The organism is Ruegeria sp. BA2 (assembly GCF_056539605.1).
This window is the reverse complement of sequence record NZ_JBQFVE010000008.1, coordinates 134,338-154,504: the sequence shown is the minus strand read 5'-3', so window position 1 is coordinate 154,504 and position 20,167 is coordinate 134,338. Positions and strand designations below refer to the sequence as shown.

General features: G+C 54.4%; 18 protein-coding genes and 2 pseudogenes. 8 read left to right on the top strand and 12 right to left on the bottom strand.

Annotated features, from left to right (window positions below; all coding sequences use genetic code 11):
* Positions 1–2: 2 nt before the first annotated feature.
* From ACR0NN_RS17215 to ACR0NN_RS17185, 7 genes and pseudogenes are all read left to right on the top strand, one after another.
* Entirely contained in the window at positions 3–1,100 is a 1,098-nt protein-coding gene (locus ACR0NN_RS17215) for an ABC transporter ATP-binding protein (RefSeq protein ID WP_170724786.1), read from the top strand.
* Positions 1,093–2,085 (top strand): ABC transporter ATP-binding protein, encoded by a 993-nt coding sequence (locus ACR0NN_RS17210; protein ID WP_170724793.1) that lies wholly within the window; start codon positions 1,093–1,095, stop codon positions 2,083–2,085. The genes ACR0NN_RS17215 and ACR0NN_RS17210 overlap by 8 nt, the downstream gene beginning before the upstream one ends.
* 11 nt (positions 2,086–2,096) lie before the next feature.
* Positions 2,097–3,719, top strand: coding sequence for a dihydroxyacetone kinase subunit DhaK (locus tag ACR0NN_RS17205; protein ID WP_170724797.1), 1,623 nt, complete (start codon positions 2,097–2,099; stop codon positions 3,717–3,719).
* Positions 3,720–3,756: 37 nt separating this feature from the next.
* On the top strand, positions 3,757–4,785 hold the full coding sequence (locus tag ACR0NN_RS17200; protein ID WP_480685189.1) for a LacI family DNA-binding transcriptional regulator: 1,029 nt from the start codon (positions 3,757–3,759) through the stop codon (positions 4,783–4,785).
* Between the two features lie 27 nt (positions 4,786–4,812).
* On the top strand, positions 4,813–5,868 hold the full coding sequence (locus ACR0NN_RS17195) for a sugar phosphate isomerase/epimerase family protein (RefSeq protein WP_170724806.1): 1,056 nt from the start codon (positions 4,813–4,815) through the stop codon (positions 5,866–5,868).
* A complete protein-coding gene (locus ACR0NN_RS17190; protein ID WP_170724809.1) occupies positions 5,868–7,031 on the top strand; it encodes a Gfo/Idh/MocA family protein in 1,164 nt (387 codons plus the stop codon). The genes ACR0NN_RS17195 and ACR0NN_RS17190 overlap by 1 nt, the downstream gene beginning before the upstream one ends.
* Positions 7,032–7,127: 96 nt before the next feature.
* A pseudogene (locus ACR0NN_RS17185) lies at positions 7,128–7,561 on the top strand (transposase); the annotation flags it as partial.
* 681 nt (positions 7,562–8,242) lie between these two features.
* Here ACR0NN_RS17185 and ACR0NN_RS17180 read toward each other — a convergent pair.
* The 11 genes and pseudogenes from ACR0NN_RS17180 to ACR0NN_RS17130 form a co-directional block, all read right to left on the bottom strand.
* A pseudogene (locus ACR0NN_RS17180) lies at positions 8,243–9,183 on the bottom strand (YHYH protein).
* A 76-nt stretch (positions 9,184–9,259) separates the two neighbouring features.
* Positions 9,260–10,198, bottom strand: coding sequence for a 3,5-dioxohexanoate:acetyl-CoA acetone transferase (gene kce / locus ACR0NN_RS17175; protein WP_170724824.1), 939 nt, complete (start codon positions 10,196–10,198; stop codon positions 9,260–9,262).
* Between the two features lie 4 nt (positions 10,199–10,202).
* Entirely contained in the window at positions 10,203–11,231 is a 1,029-nt protein-coding gene (locus ACR0NN_RS17170) for a branched-chain amino acid ABC transporter permease (protein WP_170724827.1), read from the bottom strand.
* Positions 11,228–12,091 (bottom strand): branched-chain amino acid ABC transporter permease, encoded by an 864-nt coding sequence (locus tag ACR0NN_RS17165; protein ID WP_170686568.1) that lies wholly within the window; start codon positions 12,089–12,091, stop codon positions 11,228–11,230. Before ACR0NN_RS17165 ends, ACR0NN_RS17170 begins: the two co-directional genes overlap by 4 nt.
* Before the next feature lies 1 nt (position 12,092).
* Positions 12,093–12,800: a branched-chain amino acid ABC transporter ATP-binding protein gene (locus ACR0NN_RS17160; protein ID WP_170724829.1), complete on the bottom strand. Its 708-nt coding sequence runs from the start codon at positions 12,798–12,800 to the stop codon at positions 12,093–12,095.
* A complete protein-coding gene (locus ACR0NN_RS17155) occupies positions 12,793–13,521 on the bottom strand; it encodes an ABC transporter ATP-binding protein (RefSeq protein WP_170724831.1) in 729 nt (242 codons plus the stop codon). The genes ACR0NN_RS17160 and ACR0NN_RS17155 overlap by 8 nt, the downstream gene beginning before the upstream one ends.
* A 50-nt stretch (positions 13,522–13,571) precedes the next feature.
* Entirely contained in the window at positions 13,572–14,852 is a 1,281-nt protein-coding gene (locus ACR0NN_RS17150; RefSeq protein ID WP_170724834.1) for an ABC transporter substrate-binding protein, read from the bottom strand.
* Positions 14,824–15,819 carry a 3-hydroxyacyl-CoA dehydrogenase family protein gene (locus tag ACR0NN_RS17145; RefSeq protein WP_170724836.1) on the bottom strand — a complete coding sequence of 332 codons (996 nt, stop codon included), beginning with the start codon at positions 15,817–15,819 and terminating at the stop codon, positions 14,824–14,826. Before ACR0NN_RS17145 ends, ACR0NN_RS17150 begins: the two co-directional genes overlap by 29 nt.
* Positions 15,820–15,822: 3 nt before the next feature.
* Positions 15,823–16,608, bottom strand: coding sequence for an SDR family oxidoreductase (locus ACR0NN_RS17140; protein ID WP_170724838.1), 786 nt, complete (start codon positions 16,606–16,608; stop codon positions 15,823–15,825).
* A gap of 10 nt (positions 16,609–16,618) precedes the next feature.
* Positions 16,619–16,969: a cupin domain-containing protein gene (locus ACR0NN_RS17135; RefSeq protein WP_480685185.1), complete on the bottom strand. Its 351-nt coding sequence runs from the start codon at positions 16,967–16,969 to the stop codon at positions 16,619–16,621.
* A gap of 55 nt (positions 16,970–17,024) precedes the next feature.
* Positions 17,025–17,861: a cyclase family protein gene (locus tag ACR0NN_RS17130; RefSeq protein WP_480685183.1), complete on the bottom strand. Its 837-nt coding sequence runs from the start codon at positions 17,859–17,861 to the stop codon at positions 17,025–17,027.
* Positions 17,862–18,077: 216 nt separating this feature from the next.
* On the opposite strand from ACR0NN_RS17130, the gene ACR0NN_RS17125 reads away from it, so the two are divergent.
* Positions 18,078–18,824 carry an IclR family transcriptional regulator gene (locus ACR0NN_RS17125; protein WP_170724841.1) on the top strand — a complete coding sequence of 249 codons (747 nt, stop codon included), beginning with the start codon at positions 18,078–18,080 and terminating at the stop codon, positions 18,822–18,824.
* 512 nt (positions 18,825–19,336) lie between these two features.
* Here the strand turns inward: ACR0NN_RS17125 and ACR0NN_RS17120 are convergent.
* Positions 19,337–20,167: a 3-oxoadipate:acetyl-CoA acetyltransferase gene (locus ACR0NN_RS17120; protein WP_170724843.1), complete on the bottom strand. Its 831-nt coding sequence runs from the start codon at positions 20,165–20,167 to the stop codon at positions 19,337–19,339.

Below are 20,167 nucleotides of genomic sequence, written 5' to 3'. Positions count from 1 at the left end.
AAATGGCCCAAATCGTAGTCAAAAACGTTAAAAAGATGTTCGGCGACTTCACCGCTGTTCGCGAAAGCTCGTTCACGATCGAGGACGGTGAATTTTTCATGCTGCTCGGGCCGTCCGGGTGTGGGAAAACGACGACTCTGCGGATGATCGCAGGCTTGGAGCTTCCAACGTCGGGTGAAATCTATCTGGACGGCGAAGAGATTAGCCAGCGACCCCCGTCAGAGCGGGACATAGCCTTCGTGTTTCAGATGTTCGCGCTGTATCCCCACATGAACGTGCGTAAAAACATCAGCTACCCGCTGATATCGCAGGGAATGCCGCGTGCTGCTGTCAAAGCTAAAGTAGAAGAAGTCGCGGGAATTCTGGGCATACACGACATCCTCGATAGCCCGGTTGGTGGATTGTCAGGCGGCGACAGGCAGCGCGTGGCGCTGGGGCGCGCAATTGTTCGGGAGCCCAAGGCGTTTATGATGGACGAGCCGCTGGGCGCTTTGGATGCCGAGTTTCGGGAACACATGGCCGAAGAATTGCGTGCGCTGCATGATCGCATGGGCGCAACCACTGTTTACGTTACACATGATCAGTTGGAAGCCATGCAAATGGGCGACAAGATCGTCGTGATGAACAACGCGGTGATCGAGCAATTCGGCACACCTCAGGAAATTTACGACAAACCAGCCACAATGTTCGTTGCGGATTTTATCGGGTCTCCTTCAATGAATTTCCTGCCATTTCAGGGAAAGGTCGCGCCTGGCTCGGAAACGGTCCGATTGAATGGCCATGACGAAGCCGTGCCGAGGCTGATGGAAGGGGCAGAAGGTGACTTGGTTTTTGGTGTTCGCCCCGAACATGTTTTTCTATCCGATGCGAGCGAATACCGCGCCAAAGTCTTGGCGGCGGAATACCTGGGGACCACCCAGATCGTAACACTGCAAAGCCCGAACGGAGAGCTGAAAGCCCGGATTGATGCGCGCGAAGTCGTAAATCCCGGCGAGACAGTGGGGTTAGAGTTCCGCTCATCCGCAGTAACTCTCTTTGAAAAGTCCACCGGACGCGCGTTGAGGTCCGCTCTGAACGACGAGGTACTAAGCAATGGCTGAAGTCGTTTTAGAGAATATCTCGAAGTCATTCGGCGATCTAATGGCGGTGGATGATATCTCAATGACAATCCCCAACGGTGCCTTTGTGGTGTTGTTGGGCCCGACTGGTGCCGGAAAAACAACGACGCTGAGATTGATATCCGGGCTTGAGAAACTGGATTCCGGAACGGTGCGTATAGCCGGACGAGATGTTGGAATTGAAACGCCCGCCCAGCGAGATGTGGCGATGGTCTTTCAGCAATACTCGCTTTACCCGCATATGACAGTGCGGGAGAACCTGTCTTTCCCTCTGAGGTCGCCGATCCTGAAGACACCAGAGGATGAGATCACGAGGAAGGTTAACGAAGTCGCCGAGATCCTCCAGATCCCGCACAAACTGGACAACAAAGCGACTGAACTGTCTGGCGGTGAAATGCAGCGCGTTTCAATTGGACGAGCGCTGGTGCGTGATCCCCAGATATTTCTGATGGACGAACCGCTCAGTTCCCTTGATGCCAAGCTGCGGGCGGATTTACGGGTAGAGCTAAAGAGAATTCATGCAGATCTGGGATCGACTTTATTGTACGTGACGCATGATCAGGTCGAAGCCATGACAATGGCGACGCATATCGGGGTTTTGGAAAACGGCCGGTTGGTTCAGTACGGAACACCCCGGGACATCTATGAAAACCCGGGCAGTGTTTATGTGGCCAGCCGTTTGGGTCTGCCGCGGATCAACATCCTGCCCTCCGAGCTGTTCGGAGGCGATCACAAAGGTCCGCAGATCGGTCTTCGCCCGGAAAACATCATCGAAGGCGATGGCAGCGAAGCGCGGGTAATACGCGCTGAGCATCTGGGGGATCAAACGCGGCTGCATCTGGATCTGAACGGTCACCCGGTTGTGACCTTGATTGATGTCCATCAGGATTATCCGTCTGGAAAACTTATAAAAATCCGCCCACACAACCCGTTGTATTTTGACGCGTCCGGCGCGCGCGTGAATTAAGGAGCAAAAGCATGGCCCAGTTCCTCAACACAAAAGAAACTTTGGTGACAGAGGCCATAGACGGTCTTCTGGCGTCTTCCGGAGGGCAACTCACCCGGTTGGACGGCTACCCGCACATCAAGGTTGTTTACAGGTCGGATTGGGACAAGTCGAAGGTCGCCCTGGTATCTGGCGGGGGCTCTGGTCACGAACCCGCCCATGCAGGTTTCGTTGGCGCCGGCATGCTGACAGCCGCAGTCTGCGGAGAAGTGTTCGCCTCGCCCTCGGTCGAGGCGGTTTTGGCGGGCATTCTTGCTGTCACGGGTGAGGCAGGGTGCTTGCTTATCGTCAAGAATTACACCGGTGATCGTTTGAACTTTGGATTGGCCGCTGAACGCGCCCGTGCATTGGGCCGCAAGGTTGAAATGGTCGTTGTCGACGATGACATCGCCCTGCCCGATCTTCCGCAACCACGTGGCGTGGCGGGTACGTTGTTCGTTCACAAAATCGCCGGAGCGCTTGCTGAAAGCGGTGCCGATTTGGAGACTGTCGCCGCCGCTGCGAGACGCACCATAGCAAAGGTTGTCAGCATCGGTATGAGCTTGGACACCTGCACCGTTCCGGGATCTCCAAAAGAAGACAGGATTGCACCCGGGAAGGCAGAGCTTGGCTTGGGTATCCATGGTGAACCCGGCGTGCAGCAAGTCGAATTCTCAAATGCTGTATCGGCGATGTCCACAGTGGTGGAGAAGCTGAAACAAAGGGTTGGGTCCGGCGATTGTGTGGCGTTGGTCAACAACCTTGGTTCCACAACTCCGCTGGAAATGTCTGTCCTCACACACGCCTTGTCCGAAACCGAGATCGCTCACCATATCATCGGCCCGGCACCCATGATGACCTCTCTTGATATGCACGGGTTCTCCGTTTCCATTCTGCCAGTGGATCAGGACGACTTATCCGCACTCCTGGCTCCTGTTGATCTGGCGGCTTGGCCCGGCGTCAATTCCATCAATCCGATTAAAGTGGCGCCTTTACCGGATGGCCTGACCCCTATCGACCCAATCCCTTCAAACAATGCCGCCACAAGGGAAACGATCACCCGATTGTCTGAACTGCTCATCAACGCCGAGAAGAAACTGAACGAGCTGGACGCGAAATCTGGGGATGGCGATACAGGAAGCACATTGGCGACTGCCGCAAGAGCATTGCAAGGTAGCCTTGATCGCATGCCGCTTGCTGATCTGACACAACTATTTCCTGCGTTAGGCAATGAGTTAAGCCAGACAATGGGTGGTTCTTCCGGCGTGATACTCGCAATCTTCTTCAACGCAGCTGGAGATGCCTGTGCGAGCGGCGCGTCGGCACCCAAGTCTCTGGTCGAAGGTCTGAATCGCGTCAGCCAAGTTGGGGGTGCTAATGTCGGTGACAGGACAATGATTGACGCCCTGGCACCAGCACTTGCCGCACTGCCATCTGGTCTGACGCATGCGGCCGAGGCTGCCCGCGAAGGCGCGAATAACACCGCGAATATTCGACGTGCGAAGGCAGGCCGCGCAGCCTATGTTCCCGAAGAAAACCTAGTTGGACATAACGATCCCGGCGCTGAGGCTGTTGCTTTGTTGTTTGAAGGCTTAGCGCGGGAGATTGAGGGCTGAAGAACACGTGGAAGATCAAACACGAAAACTAGAATTGGTGAAAAAGCCAACTGTCAATGACATCGCTCGCGTGGCGGGTGTCAGCCTGGCGACCGTTGATCGGGTCTTGAACAGACGCCCCGGCGTGCGGGCCATTACCGTGCAGAAAGTGCAAAAGGCAATCGATGAACTGGGCTATGTGCGCGACACGGCCGCAGCCAACCTGGCGCGAAATCGCGTCTACAATTTCCTCTTTGTTTTACCAGACTCGGACAACGAGTTTGTGGAGGCAATAAGCAGTCAAATCGCTGAACAAACACGTGACCAATTTATTCAACGGACGCGCATTGCAGTAAAGAACGTCGCTCCGTTCGAGCCGCAAGATATCGTCAACATTCTAGATGCAGTCGACAGTTTGGACGTTGACGGTGTCGCCGTTTTCGGGCCCGAAACGCCTTCTGTCCGCGACGCTGTAAAAAGGCTCAGGGACAAAGGCGTTCCGGTGGTTGCCTTGGTGTCCGACTTGCCGAGTTCTGAGCGAGACCACTTTGTCGGAATTGATAACGTTTCGGCAGGACGAACTGCCGCTCGGCTGATGGGAAGATTTGTCCATCGCGAAGGTAAGGTCTTGGTTCTTACAGGATCCCGTTTGGCGCGAGACCACCTGGAGCGTCGTCAAGGCTTTGACCTTGTTGTGGCTGAAGAATTTCCGCACCTCGAAGTCGTAGCATCAGTCGAGGGCCGAGATGACCCAGATCTGATTTACAGGATGATGCCCGAAATATTTGAAACCTACCCAGATCTGGTCGGAATATACTCGTCAGCAGCGGGTAATGCAGGCCTGATTCAATTCCTTTCAGAGAACAAGCTCAGCGAAGATCTGGTGATCATAGCGCATGAGCTTACACCGCTCAGTCGTGAGGCGCTCATGCTCGGTACATTTGACGCTTTGATCTCGCAAGACACCGGGCACATTGTACGTTCAGCCGTCCGCCTGCTGCGTGCGACTTCGGATAAGGTTCCGTTCAACAAAGCGCAGGAACGTATCCGCATCGACATCTATCTGAAGGAAAATTTACCGCCATAGAGGCTTAGGTTTTGGGGAGGAGATTTTATGAAGACGATCAAAGGTCCAGCTTTGTTTCTTGCGCAATTTGCCGGGGACGAAGCGCCGTTCAATTCGTGGGACGCGATCACTAAATGGGCAGCTGACTGTGGATACAAAGGCGTTCAGGTTCCCAGTTGGGACGACCGGCTGTTCGACCTGGAACAAGCCGCGTCCAGCACCGGTTACTGCGATGACTTCAAAGGTAAAGCCAGGGAAAATGGTGTCGAAGTCACTGAACTGTCAACGCACCTTCAAGGCCAGCTTGTGGCCGTTCACCCGGCCTATGACAGTGCATTTGACGGCTTTGCGGCCGAAAGCGTCAGAGGGAACCCGAAAGCCCGGCAAGAATGGGCAGTAGACCAGGTCAAGAAAGCGCTATCAGCTTCAAAAAACTTGGGTATTTCTGCACATGCGACATTCTCGGGCGCATTGGCATGGCCTTATGTCTATCCTTGGCCGCAGCGACCCGCCGGCTTGGTTGAAACGGCGTTTGATGAACTCGCTCGTCGTTGGGTGCCCATCCTTGATCACGCCGAAGAATGCGGTGTCGATGTCTGCTATGAAATTCACCCCGGGGAGGACCTCCACGATGGTGTGACGTACGAGATGTTCCTTGAACGGACGCACAATCACCCACGCGCTTGCATGTTGTACGATCCGTCCCACTATGTGCTGCAATGCCTCGACTATCTGGACAATATCGACATCTACAAAGATCGAATCCGGATGTTCCATGTCAAAGATGCCGAGTTCAACCCAACCGGGCGGCAGGGTGTTTATTCCGGGTACCAAAGCTGGGTTGATCGGGCCGGGCGGTTCCGGTCGCTTGGCGATGGCCAAGTGGATTTCGGTGCGGTCTTCTCAAAAATGGCCGCAAATGACTTTGATGGCTGGGCTGTGGTCGAATGGGAATGCTGTCTCAAACACCCCGAGGATGGAGCGCGCGAGGGCGCTCAGTTTGTGTCAGATCACATCATCCGTGTGACCGAGAAAGCCTTTGATGATTTCGCTGATGGTGGCGCAGACGAAGCCGCCAATCGTAAAATGCTGGGGATTGAGTGATGGTCACAGGACGGAGTGAAGAAACCTCGGGCCGAATTCGGCTTGGCATGGTTGGCGGCGGAAACGACGCCTTCATAGGGGGTGTTCATCGCATAGCTGCACGACTGGACGACAAGTTCGAGCTGGTTGCCGGTGCTTTGTCTTCGACGCCAGAGAAATCCATGGAAAGTGGGCAGGCATTGGGGCTCGAACGGGTCTATGAAGACTTCAAACAAATGGCAATCAGGGAAGCTCGGTTGAAATCTGGAATCGAGGCGGTCTCAATCGTCACGCCAAATCACGTTCACTATGCAGCCGCGCGTGAGTTCCTGAAGCGCGGTATTCATGTCATTTGTGACAAGCCACTCACCTCGACTCTTGCCGATGCAAAAAAACTGGTCAAAGCAGCAGAAAGCGCGAATGCCCTATTCATTTTGACCCACAATTACACGGGCTATCCGATGGTTCGGCAGGCGCGTGAAATGGTCGCTAACGGAGATATTGGCAAAATCCGCGTGGTTCAGGTCGAATACCCTCAGGACTGGCTGACCGAGCAGCAGGATTTCAAACAGGCCGAGTGGCGAACCGATCCCGAACGCTCGGGCGCGGGTGGATCAACCGGTGACATCGGAACCCACGCTTACAACCTTGCTTGTTTTGTAACCGGGCTGACAGCGGAAAGCCTGGCTGCGGATTTGCAAGCATTTGTGCCTGGGCGCCAAGTTGATGATAACGCGCACGTCTTGCTTCGTTTCGACGGCGGAGCGCGTGGTATGCTCTGGTCCTCTCAGGTGGCGCCCGGCAATGAAAACGCACTTCGTTTGCGCGTCTATGGCGAAAAAGGTGGGCTGGAATGGGCTCAGGAAGATCCAAATTACCTGTCGTTTACCCCTTACAACGAGCCAAAGCGTCTGATCACCCGAAATGGAGCTGGAGCGGGCGATGCTGCCAATCGGTTGAGTAGAGTCCCTCCGGGCCATCCAGAGGGATATCTTGAAGGTTTCGCCAATATCTATGGAGAGGCAGCTGAGGCGATCCAAGCTTTCCGAAATGGGATTTCACCTGACGCGTCAGTTGTTTATCCAACGGTTCATGACGGGCTCAATGGTGTTAAGTTTGTAGCCGCATGCGTGCAAAGCTCTTCAAGGAATGCGGCTTGGGTAAGCTTGATCCATCCCCTCTGAAGTGGTCCGCCGTTGTGGTTATGAAAACGGAGGAACCACATGGCGAACAAGCGACCGAAGCCGGAAGAGATTGTCTCGAAGTTGCGGTAGGTTGAGATATTGGTGTGGCAAGGCATGTCCCGTCTGGATGCAATCCGTCAGATTGGTATTGTTGAACAGACCAATTATCGCTGGAAGAAGAAGTACGGCGGAATGTGCTCGGATCAATTGAAGGAATTCAAGCGTCTTCAAAAAGAGAATGGGCGTCTTCGAAAGGCCATCTCGGATCTTACCCTGGACAAACTGAGCCTGACGGAGGCGGCCAAGGGAAACTACTGAGCCCCGCTCGTCGCCGTGCCTGCATTAACCATGTGTGCCACAAACTGCGTGTCTCAGAACGTCCCGCTGCCCGGCAGTCGTTTGCAAAGCTAACGATGAAAGGGGCGTGTCGTGTCCTGAAACAGCACCGATCCATACCGCGAAAGCTGCCGAAAGTTCGAGCCGACAAGAAGCGCCTCGTGGCGGACATGATAGAATTGGCCCACCAGCACCGGCCGGTTCCAGCATTTGATTGGCTGCAGGATCGAGCTTGTTAGGCGCGTAGCTTTCATACTTCACCGACCCGTCAGGGTTTTACCAATACACATCCCAAGGCGGATTTAATGTCATCGTTCGGAAACGATTCACCCGACGTGATGTCGCCGGCGCAAGTCTTGGTCTTGTCATCATTGCTGAGTGCACAATCCGCAAACGCAGAGGACGGCACCAGAGCGCAAACTAAACATGTGATTGGCACGATGTGGTGCGCGGGATTAGCGAGTTGTATTTTCTTAGACTGGGTCATCGTCAACATCTCTTGCGTTTAGACTGCAAGCTATCATATTTATGATTTCGAAATTCACTTACGGTTAAGCTGCGGCAATTTCAACAATGCTCTTGTAAATTTGGATAGTTCAAAAAGCCCTTCTAGTATTGACAATTTCGACGGTAAGAACAGTGTTATGACCTGGAAAAGGCACCTCACATCGTAAGAAAAATGAACCATAGTTTTGATTTTACCAAATAACCAGCACTAAACTACAACCATTGAATCAGCGAACTGCATTTCTGGTGTTTCGTCTCATCGTTCCACCTGCTTGCATAAAGTGGGACAAAAACGCCCCTTTCCGAATAAAACGGAAATCGCCCCAGTTGCTTCGCCGCGGGACAAACAACGAAACCAGAGAGGATGATCACCGTTTGTTAAACGAGCGATCAGGCCGCCCAACCAAGCACATAAGTATCCAAGGGTAGGTCGTGGTGACATAGTACCCATACTGGCCATCGACAGTCATACCGTTGCACTGATCCAGATCGCCGGCACCCGTGAACTCGTAGTCGTCGATGTATGTCCCGTCTGGAGTGCCACCAGGCCCTGCAGGCGGAGCAGGTCTCGCTGTGGTTTTGAGTTCATATCCAGAGATCGCCGGTCTAGTTTTGCCGTCTCGTCTTTGAATATCGTCCCGTAGATCGGAAAGCCGTCAGCTGCGAAGCCAATCATTGGTGACTGCTTATCAAGGTCGTGATCCAAAAACAGAGCATTTGGATTGGAATGATAGTGATACCTACCATCGGGCTGGGCGTGGGCATTGTGAAGATCTACACCGAAATACTTATCGTAGGACGGAGGATCGAGCAGCCACGGATTCGTCTCCCGACATCCTGCCAATACGTTGCCGTTCTTGTCTGCTCGCCTTCCGCTTGGGCGATAGCAGCCGGCCGAAAGCAAATCGACCGGCACACCGTTGAGCAGTATTGCGTCATAGCTACGTTGAGATAGTGCAGTTTGGCTTCCGGTTTTTTTCGGCTTTCTGGGAATCCGAAAAGTGCCAGGCAATTCTCGTACGTCATTGGCAAAGTTGGCTGTAGGCCCGTTGAAATCGTGGTTTGGAATTCCGTTGGTTGTGATTGCACAACGCTGACTATCCGCCGAGATTTCGATTTTGGAATTGAAGCGTCGCTGGCGCGTTATGTCCTCCACTGAAGCGGAATACACTCCCGCATAGTCCGTGCAGTCTCCAGATCGATTGCTGAGCAAGAGATTGGTGAAGTCTTGGGTTGCGTATTGCGCATGAGCCTGCACGGTACCAAAGCCAACCAAAAGCGCGCTGATTGCCAAATATTCCAATCGCATAGTTCAATCTCCGAAGGTTTTTCGAAAATCCAAAAAGTAAGTCACTCGATGAGCGGTTAGGCCAAGCGTCCAATCCTCAGAACGCGACGTGGTCCCCTCCTTTCAAGTCTAGGATTTCCCTTGCTTCATCAGGTTTCGCGACCTCACTGCCCAAATCTTCGACGATGCGTCGAATTTTGGCGACTTGCTGCGCGTTACTTTCGGCCAGTTTTCCGCGAGAAATAAACAAACTGTCCTCTAGGCCGACACGAAGATTGCCGCCCATCTGGCTTGCCGTTGTGGCAAGCGACATCTGTGAGCCACCAGCCCCGAGTACAGACCAGCGGTAATCGTCGCCAAACAGTCGGTCTGCCGTGCGTTTCATGAAGATCAGGTTGTCGACTTCGGGTCCGATGCCGCCGAGGATGCCAAAGATGAACTGAATGAAAATGGGTGCTTTGAACAGCCCAATATCCATGCAGAATTTCAAGTTATACAAATGGCCCACATCATAGCATTCATGTTCGAACTTGATGTCATGCGGCGCGAGTGTTTCCGCCGCCTCGCGAATATCCCGGAACGTGTTGCGAAAGATATTCTGATCGGAGTTCGCGACGTAGTCTTTCTCCCAATCAAATTTCCAATCATCATCGCCATACCGGTTGGCCAATGGATGAAACGAGAAGTTCATCGAACCCATGTTCATCGAGCACATTTCGGGGCTGAAAGTCTTGGCCGGATTGATCCGGTCCTGAATGGACAGAGTCAGCGATCCGCCGGTCGATAGATTCACAACGGCATCTGTCGCCTGTTTTATCCGGGGCAGGAAAGGCGCGAAGTCATTAGGGTCGACCGATGGAGAACCGTTCTCGGGGTTGCGCGCATGCAGGTGTAGGATCGACGCTCCGGCCTCGGCGGCCTCGATCGCCTGCCGCGCGATGTCATCATAGGTGTACGGAAGTGCATCCGACATAGTTGGCGTGTGGATTGCGCCTGTTACAGCGCATGTGATGATCGTTTTTTTCTGACGGGCCATGGGTTCAGTTTTCCTTGGATTGTCCGGTGTGCTTAACGCGATAGCCCAGCGGGAAAAGTTGCAGATCATAGCGGCTACGGATCACGCCCCAGATGCCTTTTGGCGCTTTGAGCATGACAACGATTGCGACCACACCGAGAACGATCAGGTAGGTTGTTCCAAGGTCAGCCAGCGTTTCTCGCAAGGCAAAGAAGACAAGCGTTCCGATGATCGGTCCTTCGATGGTGCCAATACCGCCGATCACAACGATGAATATGACGAAGGCGGTCCAGTCATTGACGTTGAACGCCGCATCCGGTGAAATGCGCAGCTTCTGAAGGAAAATAAGAGCGCCGATCATTGCCGTGAATGCCGACGTGACGACGTACACTATGAACTTCGTTCGCCAGATATCGATGCCGAGGCTACCGGCAGCCAATTCGTTATCGCGAATTGCAGTCAACGCCAAACCTTGGCGCGAGCGCAGAAAGAGATACACGGCGGTCACCACCAGCACAGCGGCTCCGAGCGCCAGCCAATAGCTTAGCGCCTCACGCATCGCGCGCCCGGACGCCAGTGATTTAACGATGGCGACGGGCAACGAAGATCCTGACCCTCCGCCAAGCGCTGAGATTTGCGCGAAGCTTAGCCGAAAGACTTCAGCGATGACCCAAGTGCCTATTGCAAAATATGCACCTCGAAGCCTGAAGATGAGGACGGCGACCGGAATCGAGATCAACGCCCCGAGTACACCCGCGGCTGCGACAGCAACCAATGGATGCAAACCGCCCAACATTGTAAGCGCAAAGAGCATATAGCCGCCGAAGCCGACATAGGCTTGCTGACCGACCGAGACGAGACCAGCGTAACCCGCCATGAGGTTCCAAAGGGTGGCGAGGGATAGGTAGAGGAAAAGTTCACCCATCAGGCGCATGTCTGCGCGGCCTGCCCACCAGGGCGCTGCAATCAGAACAAGCAAACCGATTGTGGCCAGGATCGCGGCAACCCGCGCTGCTTTGGATGAGCGAGATACGAAATAATCCTGTAGGTTCATCCGGAAACCCTCGGGAACAGGCCGTTCGGACGAACGGCAAGAATAACAAGGAAAGCGATATGGCCGGCTAGCAGTTGCCAACCCGGATCGATCTTGGCTCCGATGGTTTGCGCGACACCAAGAATGACGCCACCAATCAGTGTGCCCCAAAGATTGCCGAGCCCACCGATAATAACGGCCTCAAAACCAAAGATCAGGCGACCACCACCGATGGACGGATCAAAGCTGGTCCGAATACCAAGAAGGATACCGGCAATCGCGGTCACGCCCAGCGCCAGCGCCATCGCCAGTCCAAAAATATGCCGTCGATTGAGGCCCATAAGCTGTGCAATGTCTTGATTGTCGGACACAGCCCGAAAAGCGCGGCCAAGCGCGGTGTGATAGAATGTCCATTGCAGCCCCCAGATCACCACGACAGCGATCCCGAAGGTCAGGAGCGGAAGAAGCCCAAGCGTCAACCCTCCAACCGCGACGCTCGCCGTTTCCAATGCGCCTGCATCAAGGTCCTGCGGGTCAGCGGTGTAGACCTCTAGCAACCCGTTCTGGATAATCACGCTCAGTCCGAAGGTGACAAGCAAGGGCGGAAGGATATCGTCGCCCAGAGTTTGGTTCAGCAGGCCGCGTTGAAGGGCGTATCCGATCAGCGCCATAGCAGGCACCACGACCACCAATGCGGCCATCGGATGCATCCCTGTGGCTGTCGTCACAGTCAGCCCCAGATACGCGGCCAGAACAATCAAATCGCCATGGGCGATATTGACGAGCCGCATGACTCCAAAGATCAACGACAGACCCGCGGCAAACAGCGCGTATAGCCCACCCAGCAAAGTTCCCTGCACGATAGCGTTCAGCCATTCCATATTATTCGATCCCGAAATACGCGCGCGAAATGTCTTCGCGCGAAACGGTGTCGGACGCACTTTCCAGCGAAACGCGCCCCTCTTGCAGGCAGTAGACCCGGCTTGAAACCGACAGTGCCTTGGTTATGTCCTGTTCGACGATGATTGCGCTCATGCCCTCGCCGATGATGCCGGGCAGCGCTTCGTAGATGTCTTTGATGATGATCGGTGCCAGTCCGAGGCTGATTTCGTCGAAGAGGATCAGATCAGGATTGGCCATCAAAGCGCGCCCGATGGCGACCATCTGCTGTTGACCGCCTGAAAGCGATGTTGATGCCTGATCTTTTCGCTCCTCCAGGATCGGAAAAAGATCGTAGACGGCTTTCAGATCCCAAGGGCCTGCGCGGCCAATCTGAGCACCGATCATCAGGTTTTCTTTGACCGACAAAGAGGGGAACAGCTGACGACCCTCAGGCACCATGGCCAGGCCCAATTCGGCGACTTTATCCGCACGAAGGCGGCTGATGTCCTTGCCCCTGTATTGGATCTGCCCCGGTTCGTTCGCCAGCAACCCAGTGATAGACCGCATCAGGGTCGTCTTGCCTGCGCCATTCGCACCGATTATGGCCAGAACTTCGCCCTCGCCAACGTCCAGATCGACATCATAGAGCGCTTGGAAATCGCCGTAGTAAGAATTCAAACCGCGTGTCTGGAGGATCGGATCAGGCATCGGCTTCGATCCCCAGATAGATCTCTTTGACTTCAGCGCTTTCCATGATTGCCTGCGGCTCTCCCTCGGCGATCTTCTTGCCAAAGTCGATAACGATCAGGCGGTCGACGACGGCCAGCAGCGCGTGAACGACATGTTCGATCCAAATTATGGTAACGCCCGAGGCGTGGATGTCCTTGATGGTCTGAACCAGTGACTTGCACTCGGCTTCGGTCAAACCACCTGCAATCTCATCGAGCAACAGCAGTTTGGGCTTGGCACACAAAGCACGTGTCAGTTCCAGGCGTTTCCGTTCCAGCAATGTCAAGCTTCCGGCAAGAACGTTTGCCTTGGGCAGCAGCTCTGTCTGGTCCAGAACTTTCAGACAAAAACGTTCTGCCTGATGTCCACGCATGCCCGCCAACTGCGTGGCGGCGATCATCGCGTTCTCAAAAACGGTCATTCCCGAAAACGGCTGCGGGACCTGAAATGAACGCGCAATACCAGCATGACTGCGCTTTGCCGCGCTCCATTTCGTGACGTTCTGCCCACTGAATTCTATCACCCCGGAATTTGATTTGAGCGTCCCGGTGATCAGATTGAACATCGAGGTTTTACCTGCCCCATTAGGGCCTATGACCCCAAGCGCTTCGCCTTGCTGGACCTCATAGCTCATGGCATCGGCGACAGTGACCGCGCCAAATGCCTTGCTCAGGTCTTGGAGTCTCAAGATTGTCGTCATGCTTCTCTCGGATGGAAGGTTCGGCGCCAAGATCGGCGCCGAATGTCTGGTCAGCCCAGCAGTTTCATATCTGCGGTCACCGGAACTTCGGGCGCGGTGCTGTTTGCAACGATCTGCAACTCGTACGCATCGCCGTTTTTTTGCCACTGACCACCAACCAGAGGTGTTTTGGTGACGTTGTTCATAGGCCCATCACCCCAGTTCACCGGCCCAACAATCGTGTTCAGGTTCGTGGAGGTGATTGCCGAAATGATCGATGACGGGTCTTCCAGATCATCCGCTCTTTTGACGACATCCGCGACGACCTCGAACAAGGCGTGTTTAAAGCCAAGCGGCTGAGTCCATGGGCGGCCCGACTCTGCCGTGTAACCCTCAGCTAGGTCTTTCGAGGAAATACCGGTCAGAGAAGACGAGAACGGATGGTGTGGAGACCACCAGACCTCGGTCGACAACCCGTCCCCACGGTCACCGAGCGATTCAATGACGGATGGGAACAGCAGTGCTTTGCCAATGGTCACGACCTTCGGGTTAAAGCCTTGCTGGGCGGCCTGGCTCCAGAACGTTGCGAAATCGGGTGGGATCATGTTGCCAGTGACGATTTCACAGCCCGCGGCCTTGAACGCAGCGATTTGATTTGAGAAGTCATCGGACAGAGGCTGATAGCGACCGGGATCGGTCAGCGTATAGCCAGCTGCGGCCAAAGGTTTTGGCAGGCCCAGTTCCGCATCACCCCATGCATTGCCGTCAGCATCGTTGGGGAATAGACCACCCACTGTCTTGGTCACGCCAGTTTTGTCCCACATATCAAGGAACGCTGCGATCACATCTTCTAGGCCCCAGAAGAAGTGATAGGTCGTTTCAAACCCCTCACCCGGAACACCATTGCGACCAAAGAAGTAAGGCTGCCACGGACAGTCGGTCGTGATGCAGGGAACTTCGTTGATCTCTGCCTGATCGGCGACCGGGTTCACCGTATCCGGGGTAGAAGCGGCGACAATGATATCGACCTCATCACCCAGGATCAGATCTGCGGCAACCTCGGCTGCGCGGTTCGGGTTGGACTGGCTGTCTTTTGATATGATCTCGACATTCCAAGTCTTGCCGTTGTTCTCCATCCCGGCTGAGAACACTTGTTGGATGGCCTGAAGCACGTATTCATCAGCCTCGGCAAAACCAGCCAGCGGTCCGGTGCGCGGGCTGACATTGCCGACACGCAAGGTCGGGTTCGCAGCATAAGCACGCGTCGCCATCAGGATTGCCGGTGCCGCAATTGCTGCCGTTGCCCCGGCGATGAAACTGCGCCTAGTGGCCGTTTTGAATGTCCTTGTCATTGCGTCCTCCCTTCACCGGCCTCCCGCCAGTGTTTGATTGATCTTGCAAAGTCTTTTCGAGATTTTTCAGATGCTTCGCGACACGTTGGCGAACCTGATCTGCCTCGCCCTCGGCCCATGTCCTGAACCCTTCGCCGGATTTCATGCCCAGCTTGCCCGCTTCGACAAGCGACTTAAGATAGGATGAAGGGCCCCTTTGTGCCTCAAGATCGTGCAGCACGTTTTCGTGGATATCGAGCGTCAGGTCAGTGCCGACCAGATCCGCGTTCTCCAGCGGACCAAGAACAGCAAGCCTGCGCCCAAAGCTGGACTTGATCACGGTATCGACGGCTTCGGCGTCACAAATACCGTTTTCCACCAGACTGACCGCTTCGCGCCACAACGCATGTTGAAGGCGATTGCCGATAAAGCCGGGCACATCTTTTTCGACCATAACCGGCGTTTTCCCAGCATCTTTCAGCAGATCGAACATCGTCTGTGCGATCTCAGGGTCTGTCCACTGGGTCTTGATGACCTCGACCAAAGGGATCATGTGCGGCGGGTTCCACCAATGGGTTCCCAATGCTCGGTTTTTCAACCGCAAACCGGACATGATCTGGGTGATTGGCATGACCGACGTATTCGACGCGAGTATGCAAGTTTCTGGTGCATGCGCCTCAATCTCAGCAAAGATCGCTTGCTTGAGCTCGAGCTTTTCGGGTGCGGCTTCGAACACGGCAACAGCGTTTCGCACAGTACCTTCCGTCGTCGCAAAAATCTCAATCATCTTGAGGGTTTTCGTGATTGTAACCTCATCATCCCCCATTGCGGCCATACTGGCGCGGATGCGGTCAGGCACGCTGGCTCGTGCCTCCTCAAAGGGATCTGTGATGGCGACATATTGACCTGCTTTTGCCAAGGTCAGGGCGATACCATGCCCCATCAGCCCCGCGCCAATTACCGCTATTTGCTGCTTCTTGCGCACCATTCTTTATCCCGCCGTATATCCGCCGTCGGCATGAAGGATATGCCCGGTGTAAAAATCAGAGGCGCGTGAGGCGAGAAAAAGCAGGGGTCCGGCAAGATCTTCCGGCTCACCCAGCCGCCCCTTAGGAACACGGGTCAGGAAGCCATCGCGCACTGCCTTCGCTTCGTCGGTGTCTTCAAACATCCAAGCCGTCAAAGGCGAACGGAACACTGTCGGTGCGATCGCGTTGACGGTGATCCCTGTCGGACCCAGCTCACATCCCAAGGCTTTTGTTATCCCGTTCACGGCGGCCTTTGACGCGCAATACGCCGTGTATCCGGCAGGGTGTCCAAGGGTGCTGCGCGCGGAACTGACGAATATGATCTTGCCATATTCGCTTTGCTTCATATGCGCTGCCGCTGCGCGCGCCAACAGCCAGCTTTGGTTCACGTTGGCGTCCATCACTGCATCAAAGGTTTCCGGCGCCATGTCGTTGATCAGAGCAACTTTGTTCATACCGGACGCGACAACGAGAATGTCGAGCCTACCAAAGGTATTGACGGCTTCGTCGACCAAAGCATTACAGGATGCTTCATCGGTCGGGCGTGTATTTTTCGCAACGACAGTCGCACCAAGTGCTTCGCACTCTTTCGCAATGCTATCCAGCGCCTCTTGGTTTCCCGCCGCCAAAACAAGGTTGCAACCAGCGCCGGCCAGGACGCGTGCCGCAACCATTCCAAATGCGCCCGAAGCTCCGGTGATCAATGCGACGTTGTCTCTGACATCAAACATCTTGAGTGGATCAGACATTCTCTTGTCCTTAGTTTTCTGGCTGATACGGAATGACAACCAGCATTTTGCAGGTCTGGTTCGCGCGATTTTCAATTTTGCGCACTTCGCTCGGTGCGATCGTGCAGCTGTCCATGGGTCTAAGAGTGGTTTCTGTGCCATCAACGATGACGGTCATTTCGCCCTCCAGAACGACGTAGACTTTCTCGAACGGAGTGGAATCCGGCCCGGCACCACCGCCCGGCAGGAACTGGCTGAAGCCAATCCACTGATTTGTCGGCCCGCCTTCCTCAAACCCTTGTAAGCGTAGCCCATGACATCCGAAGTGGTTCGGTGCTTCGTAGGGCTGGGCGTCTTTAAACCGCTTCAGATGCATGTCCATCTCCGCTCAGGTTTAGTGGCGGCCACCGGCGAACCGGCGACCGGTCCGTGAGTGTTCAGAAGTCTTCGCCAGCCTCGATGCGGTAGGATTGGGTCTTGTCGATCATCGCCACCAAGCGGATGATGCAGCCATCGCCGCGGTCCCAGTTCCAAGGAAAAAACGCAAACGTACAGCGTTTGCCTGTTACCGCGTCCAGGTCCCCCCCGACATTTTCGATGCCCAGAATACCTTTGGAGAACAGCATGTTGTGCACCGGCTCCCACTCGGGGAAATCAACCTCCCACGGTGTCCCGCCAGACCACTCAAGATACTCTTTTTCGAGGTGTGGCATGATTGGACCGTTTCGCTGCGGACCAATGGCCGTGGCCAGCGGGTGATCGTTCGCCTGGGTATCGTGGCCAACGACTTTCACACCTTTCTCGATCATCCATTCAGCGGCGGAAGGAACGAGACCCGGGCAATAAGCAAAATAGTCGCCATCTTCATACTGCTTGTGCCAGCCGGTATTGATGATCAGCACATCGCCTTCGCGGATAGCATGTCCACAGGCCTTTTCCAGATCATCTCCGGTGATTTGCTCCCATTTCTTTTTTGGTATGGAAACCACCAGACCCGAGCCAAAGAAATGGGGTAGCGGAACCTCGTCGATGAAAGGTGTTCCTTGAACAACGTGCGCTGGGGCATCAATATGTGTGGTCACATGCATCGTCGTGGTAATTGTCTGAGACAACACGCCGGACTTGGCCATATAGTGCTTTCGGTCGATCTGGACGTCCTTGAAATACGGCCAGTTGGGGCACTGAAACCCGTATCTGTGGCTCAGGTTATAAAACTCAAGCCCCATGTCATTGTCGGTGTTTGCCTGAAACTCAATGCCGCGGATTTCGACCATTGGGCACGTCTCCTCTGTTCGCCGTCGATGCGGCGTTGTTCGCGTATCGATTGTCCGGGTGGCCTCCCCACCTGTCCCGAATGATGATGCATGCGCACCGCATTGCGGTCAACTAAAAACTCGCAATACGGTTGACTTGCACCGCATTGTGATACATCACTAATGAACCGGTTAGCATCAAAACCTGCGATACCATGAGAAGTTGAGGACAGTTAAATGACTGAAAAAACGGACAAAGGTGGCATACAGGTCATTTCCAGAGCGGCCTCGATTCTGCGTGTGTTGAAAGAAACGCAATCCGGGATGAGCCTGGGAAAAATCGCGGAACGTGTTGATCTGCCCCGCTCTACGGTGCAGAGAATCACGAGTGCTCTTGCTGAAGAGAAACTTGTCATAGCGGATGCAAATGGGGGTGGTCTGAGGCTTGGCCCCGAACTAAGCGCACTTGCCGGCGCGGCGCACTACAGCATCGTCGAACACTGCCGACTTCTTTTAACGGAGCTGACGCAGAAGACTGGGGAAACTACAGACCTCGCTGTGATGCGCGGTATCGGCATGGTTTTCTTGGATCAGGTACCAGGCGTTTACCGATTGACGACGGTTTCGCAAGTGGGAGAGGTTTTTCCGTTGACTACGACGGCGAATGGAAAAGCTTGTCTCGCTAAACTCGGAATCGAGGAAGCGACAAAGCTTATTCAGAACGAATGGGAGCGGAACGGTATCCAAAGAAACCTGGATGAGTTCCTTTCCGAGTTGGCTACCGTCCGCGCGAAAGGCCTTGCCTATGATTTGGACGAGCATTCTGCCGGCGTATCGGCGATCGGATTCGCCTTTATCGATTGGGTCGGAGATCTGCACGCGATCTCAATTCCAGTGCCAACGACGCGATTTGCACGGCAAAGAGCAGCCATCGAAAAAGCGCTAATCGAGACATCTACGAATATACATCAAACGTTCCAATAAGCTTGTGAAGCTGACTTGAGGCAGGTTGGTCTCTCTCGACCGACATTGTCCGGCAGCCCACGCTTCCAACGGAAAAAATCCATACAATACACCCAATGTATTGCGGTTAGTTCCGCATGATTGCGAAGGTTGGCATTCGTGTTGGATCGCAAGTTTTGCAATCATTGGATGTTTGTTGACATCGTTACGAAACGGGAAAATCGCAGAGGGTGTTATGTGAAGCGATCTCTGGTTGTATCGTCACCCATCTCAGTCTTCATCATTCGGGTCTCCTGGCTCATAAAACCCCAGCCTTTTCAAACGCCGAATGGTTGCAATTCGATTTATGACCTGATCGATCTTAACCGCGTTTCCTCTGGCATAGTGGCTCGTGAAATCGGCCGGGCCAAGCCGAGCCAATACGGGCCTGAACCGCAGGCCTACCGATTACAAATACCTAGGGCTAGACGCTACAGACCTCCGTTTCTTGCACCGGAGGGCCGCAGTTAGTTCGACGCTGACCTCGTCAATTCTCACTTGGACGGCAAACCGAGGATAGCTCTGGCTTGCGCCGGTGTTGCAACTGGTCGGCCGTACTTTAGGCAAATATCCGACGTGCGTTCGACCAATGCGGCGTTTGATGAGGCTAAAGTGTTTTTGTTCAAACGAACATTGTCTTCCAGACCTGTTCGCGCATGGCCTCCTGATGAAATTGCCCAGTCGTTCAAGACAGTCTGTTGCGCACCAATCCCAGCGGCACACCAGGGCGCGCCAGGAAACAGCCTGTTGACAGTTTTTACATAGAAATCAAAAACCTCACGGTCTGCTGGCATCGCGTTTTTGACACCCATGACAAATTGGACGTAAGGCGTATCTTTGATTTGTCCCTTCCGGTGCATCTCAGCCGCCTTCAGAATGTGGCTCAGATCGAAGGCTTCGATCTCGGGCTTGACGCTGTGGGTAACCATCTCCGCCGCCAACCAGTCGACAAGATCAGGCGGGTTCTTGTAAACACGCGTTGGGAAGTTGTTCGATCCTACCGATAGTGAGGCCATATCCGGCCGCAACGGCAACATGCCACCACGCGCCTTGCCTGCCCCGGACCGCCCGCCTGTCGAAAACTGAATGATCATGCCGGGGCAGTGTTTCTCGAGCCCCTCTTTCAATTTTGCGAATTTGTCAGGATCGCTTGACGGCGTTTCGTCATCATTGCGCACATGCGCGTGGCAGATGGATGCCCCCGCCTCGAACGCTTCATGGGTGCTTTCGACTTGTTCTTCGACTGTTATGGGCACGGCCGGGTTATTGGCCTTGGTTGGCAAAGATCCGGTTATCGCGACGCAAATGATGCACGGATCGGCCAT

Bases quoted from the DNA above. Each gene is read 5' to 3' on its own strand.
- ACR0NN_RS17215 (WP_170724786.1), top strand. From the start codon at position 3: ATGGCCCAAATCGTAGTCAAAAACGTTAAAAAGATGTTCGGCGACTTC.
- ACR0NN_RS17210 (WP_170724793.1), top strand. From the start codon at position 1,093: ATGGCTGAAGTCGTTTTAGAGAATATCTCGAAGTCATTCGGCGATCTA.
- ACR0NN_RS17205 (WP_170724797.1), top strand. From the start codon at position 2,097: ATGGCCCAGTTCCTCAACACAAAAGAAACTTTGGTGACAGAGGCCATA.
- ACR0NN_RS17195 (WP_170724806.1), top strand. From the start codon at position 4,813: ATGAAGACGATCAAAGGTCCAGCTTTGTTTCTTGCGCAATTTGCCGGG.
- ACR0NN_RS17190 (WP_170724809.1), top strand. From the start codon at position 5,868: ATGGTCACAGGACGGAGTGAAGAAACCTCGGGCCGAATTCGGCTTGGC.
- kce (WP_170724824.1), bottom strand. From the start codon at position 10,198: ATGGCCCGTCAGAAAAAAACGATCATCACATGCGCTGTAACAGGCGCA.
- ACR0NN_RS17170 (WP_170724827.1), bottom strand. From the start codon at position 11,231: ATGAACCTACAGGATTATTTCGTATCTCGCTCATCCAAAGCAGCGCGG.
- ACR0NN_RS17165 (WP_170686568.1), bottom strand. From the start codon at position 12,091: ATGGAATGGCTGAACGCTATCGTGCAGGGAACTTTGCTGGGTGGGCTA.
- ACR0NN_RS17160 (WP_170724829.1), bottom strand. From the start codon at position 12,800: ATGCCTGATCCGATCCTCCAGACACGCGGTTTGAATTCTTACTACGGC.
- ACR0NN_RS17155 (WP_170724831.1), bottom strand. From the start codon at position 13,521: ATGACGACAATCTTGAGACTCCAAGACCTGAGCAAGGCATTTGGCGCG.
- ACR0NN_RS17150 (WP_170724834.1), bottom strand. From the start codon at position 14,852: ATGACAAGGACATTCAAAACGGCCACTAGGCGCAGTTTCATCGCCGGG.
- ACR0NN_RS17145 (WP_170724836.1), bottom strand. From the start codon at position 15,819: ATGGTGCGCAAGAAGCAGCAAATAGCGGTAATTGGCGCGGGGCTGATG.
- ACR0NN_RS17140 (WP_170724838.1), bottom strand. From the start codon at position 16,608: ATGTCTGATCCACTCAAGATGTTTGATGTCAGAGACAACGTCGCATTG.
- ACR0NN_RS17135 (WP_480685185.1), bottom strand. From the start codon at position 16,969: ATGGACATGCATCTGAAGCGGTTTAAAGACGCCCAGCCCTACGAAGCA.
- ACR0NN_RS17130 (WP_480685183.1), bottom strand. From the start codon at position 17,861: ATGGTCGAAATCCGCGGCATTGAGTTTCAGGCAAACACCGACAATGAC.
- ACR0NN_RS17125 (WP_170724841.1), top strand. From the start codon at position 18,078: ATGACTGAAAAAACGGACAAAGGTGGCATACAGGTCATTTCCAGAGCG.
- ACR0NN_RS17120 (WP_170724843.1), bottom strand. From the start codon at position 20,167: ATGGCCGATCCGTGCATCATTTGCGTCGCGATAACCGGATCTTTGCCA.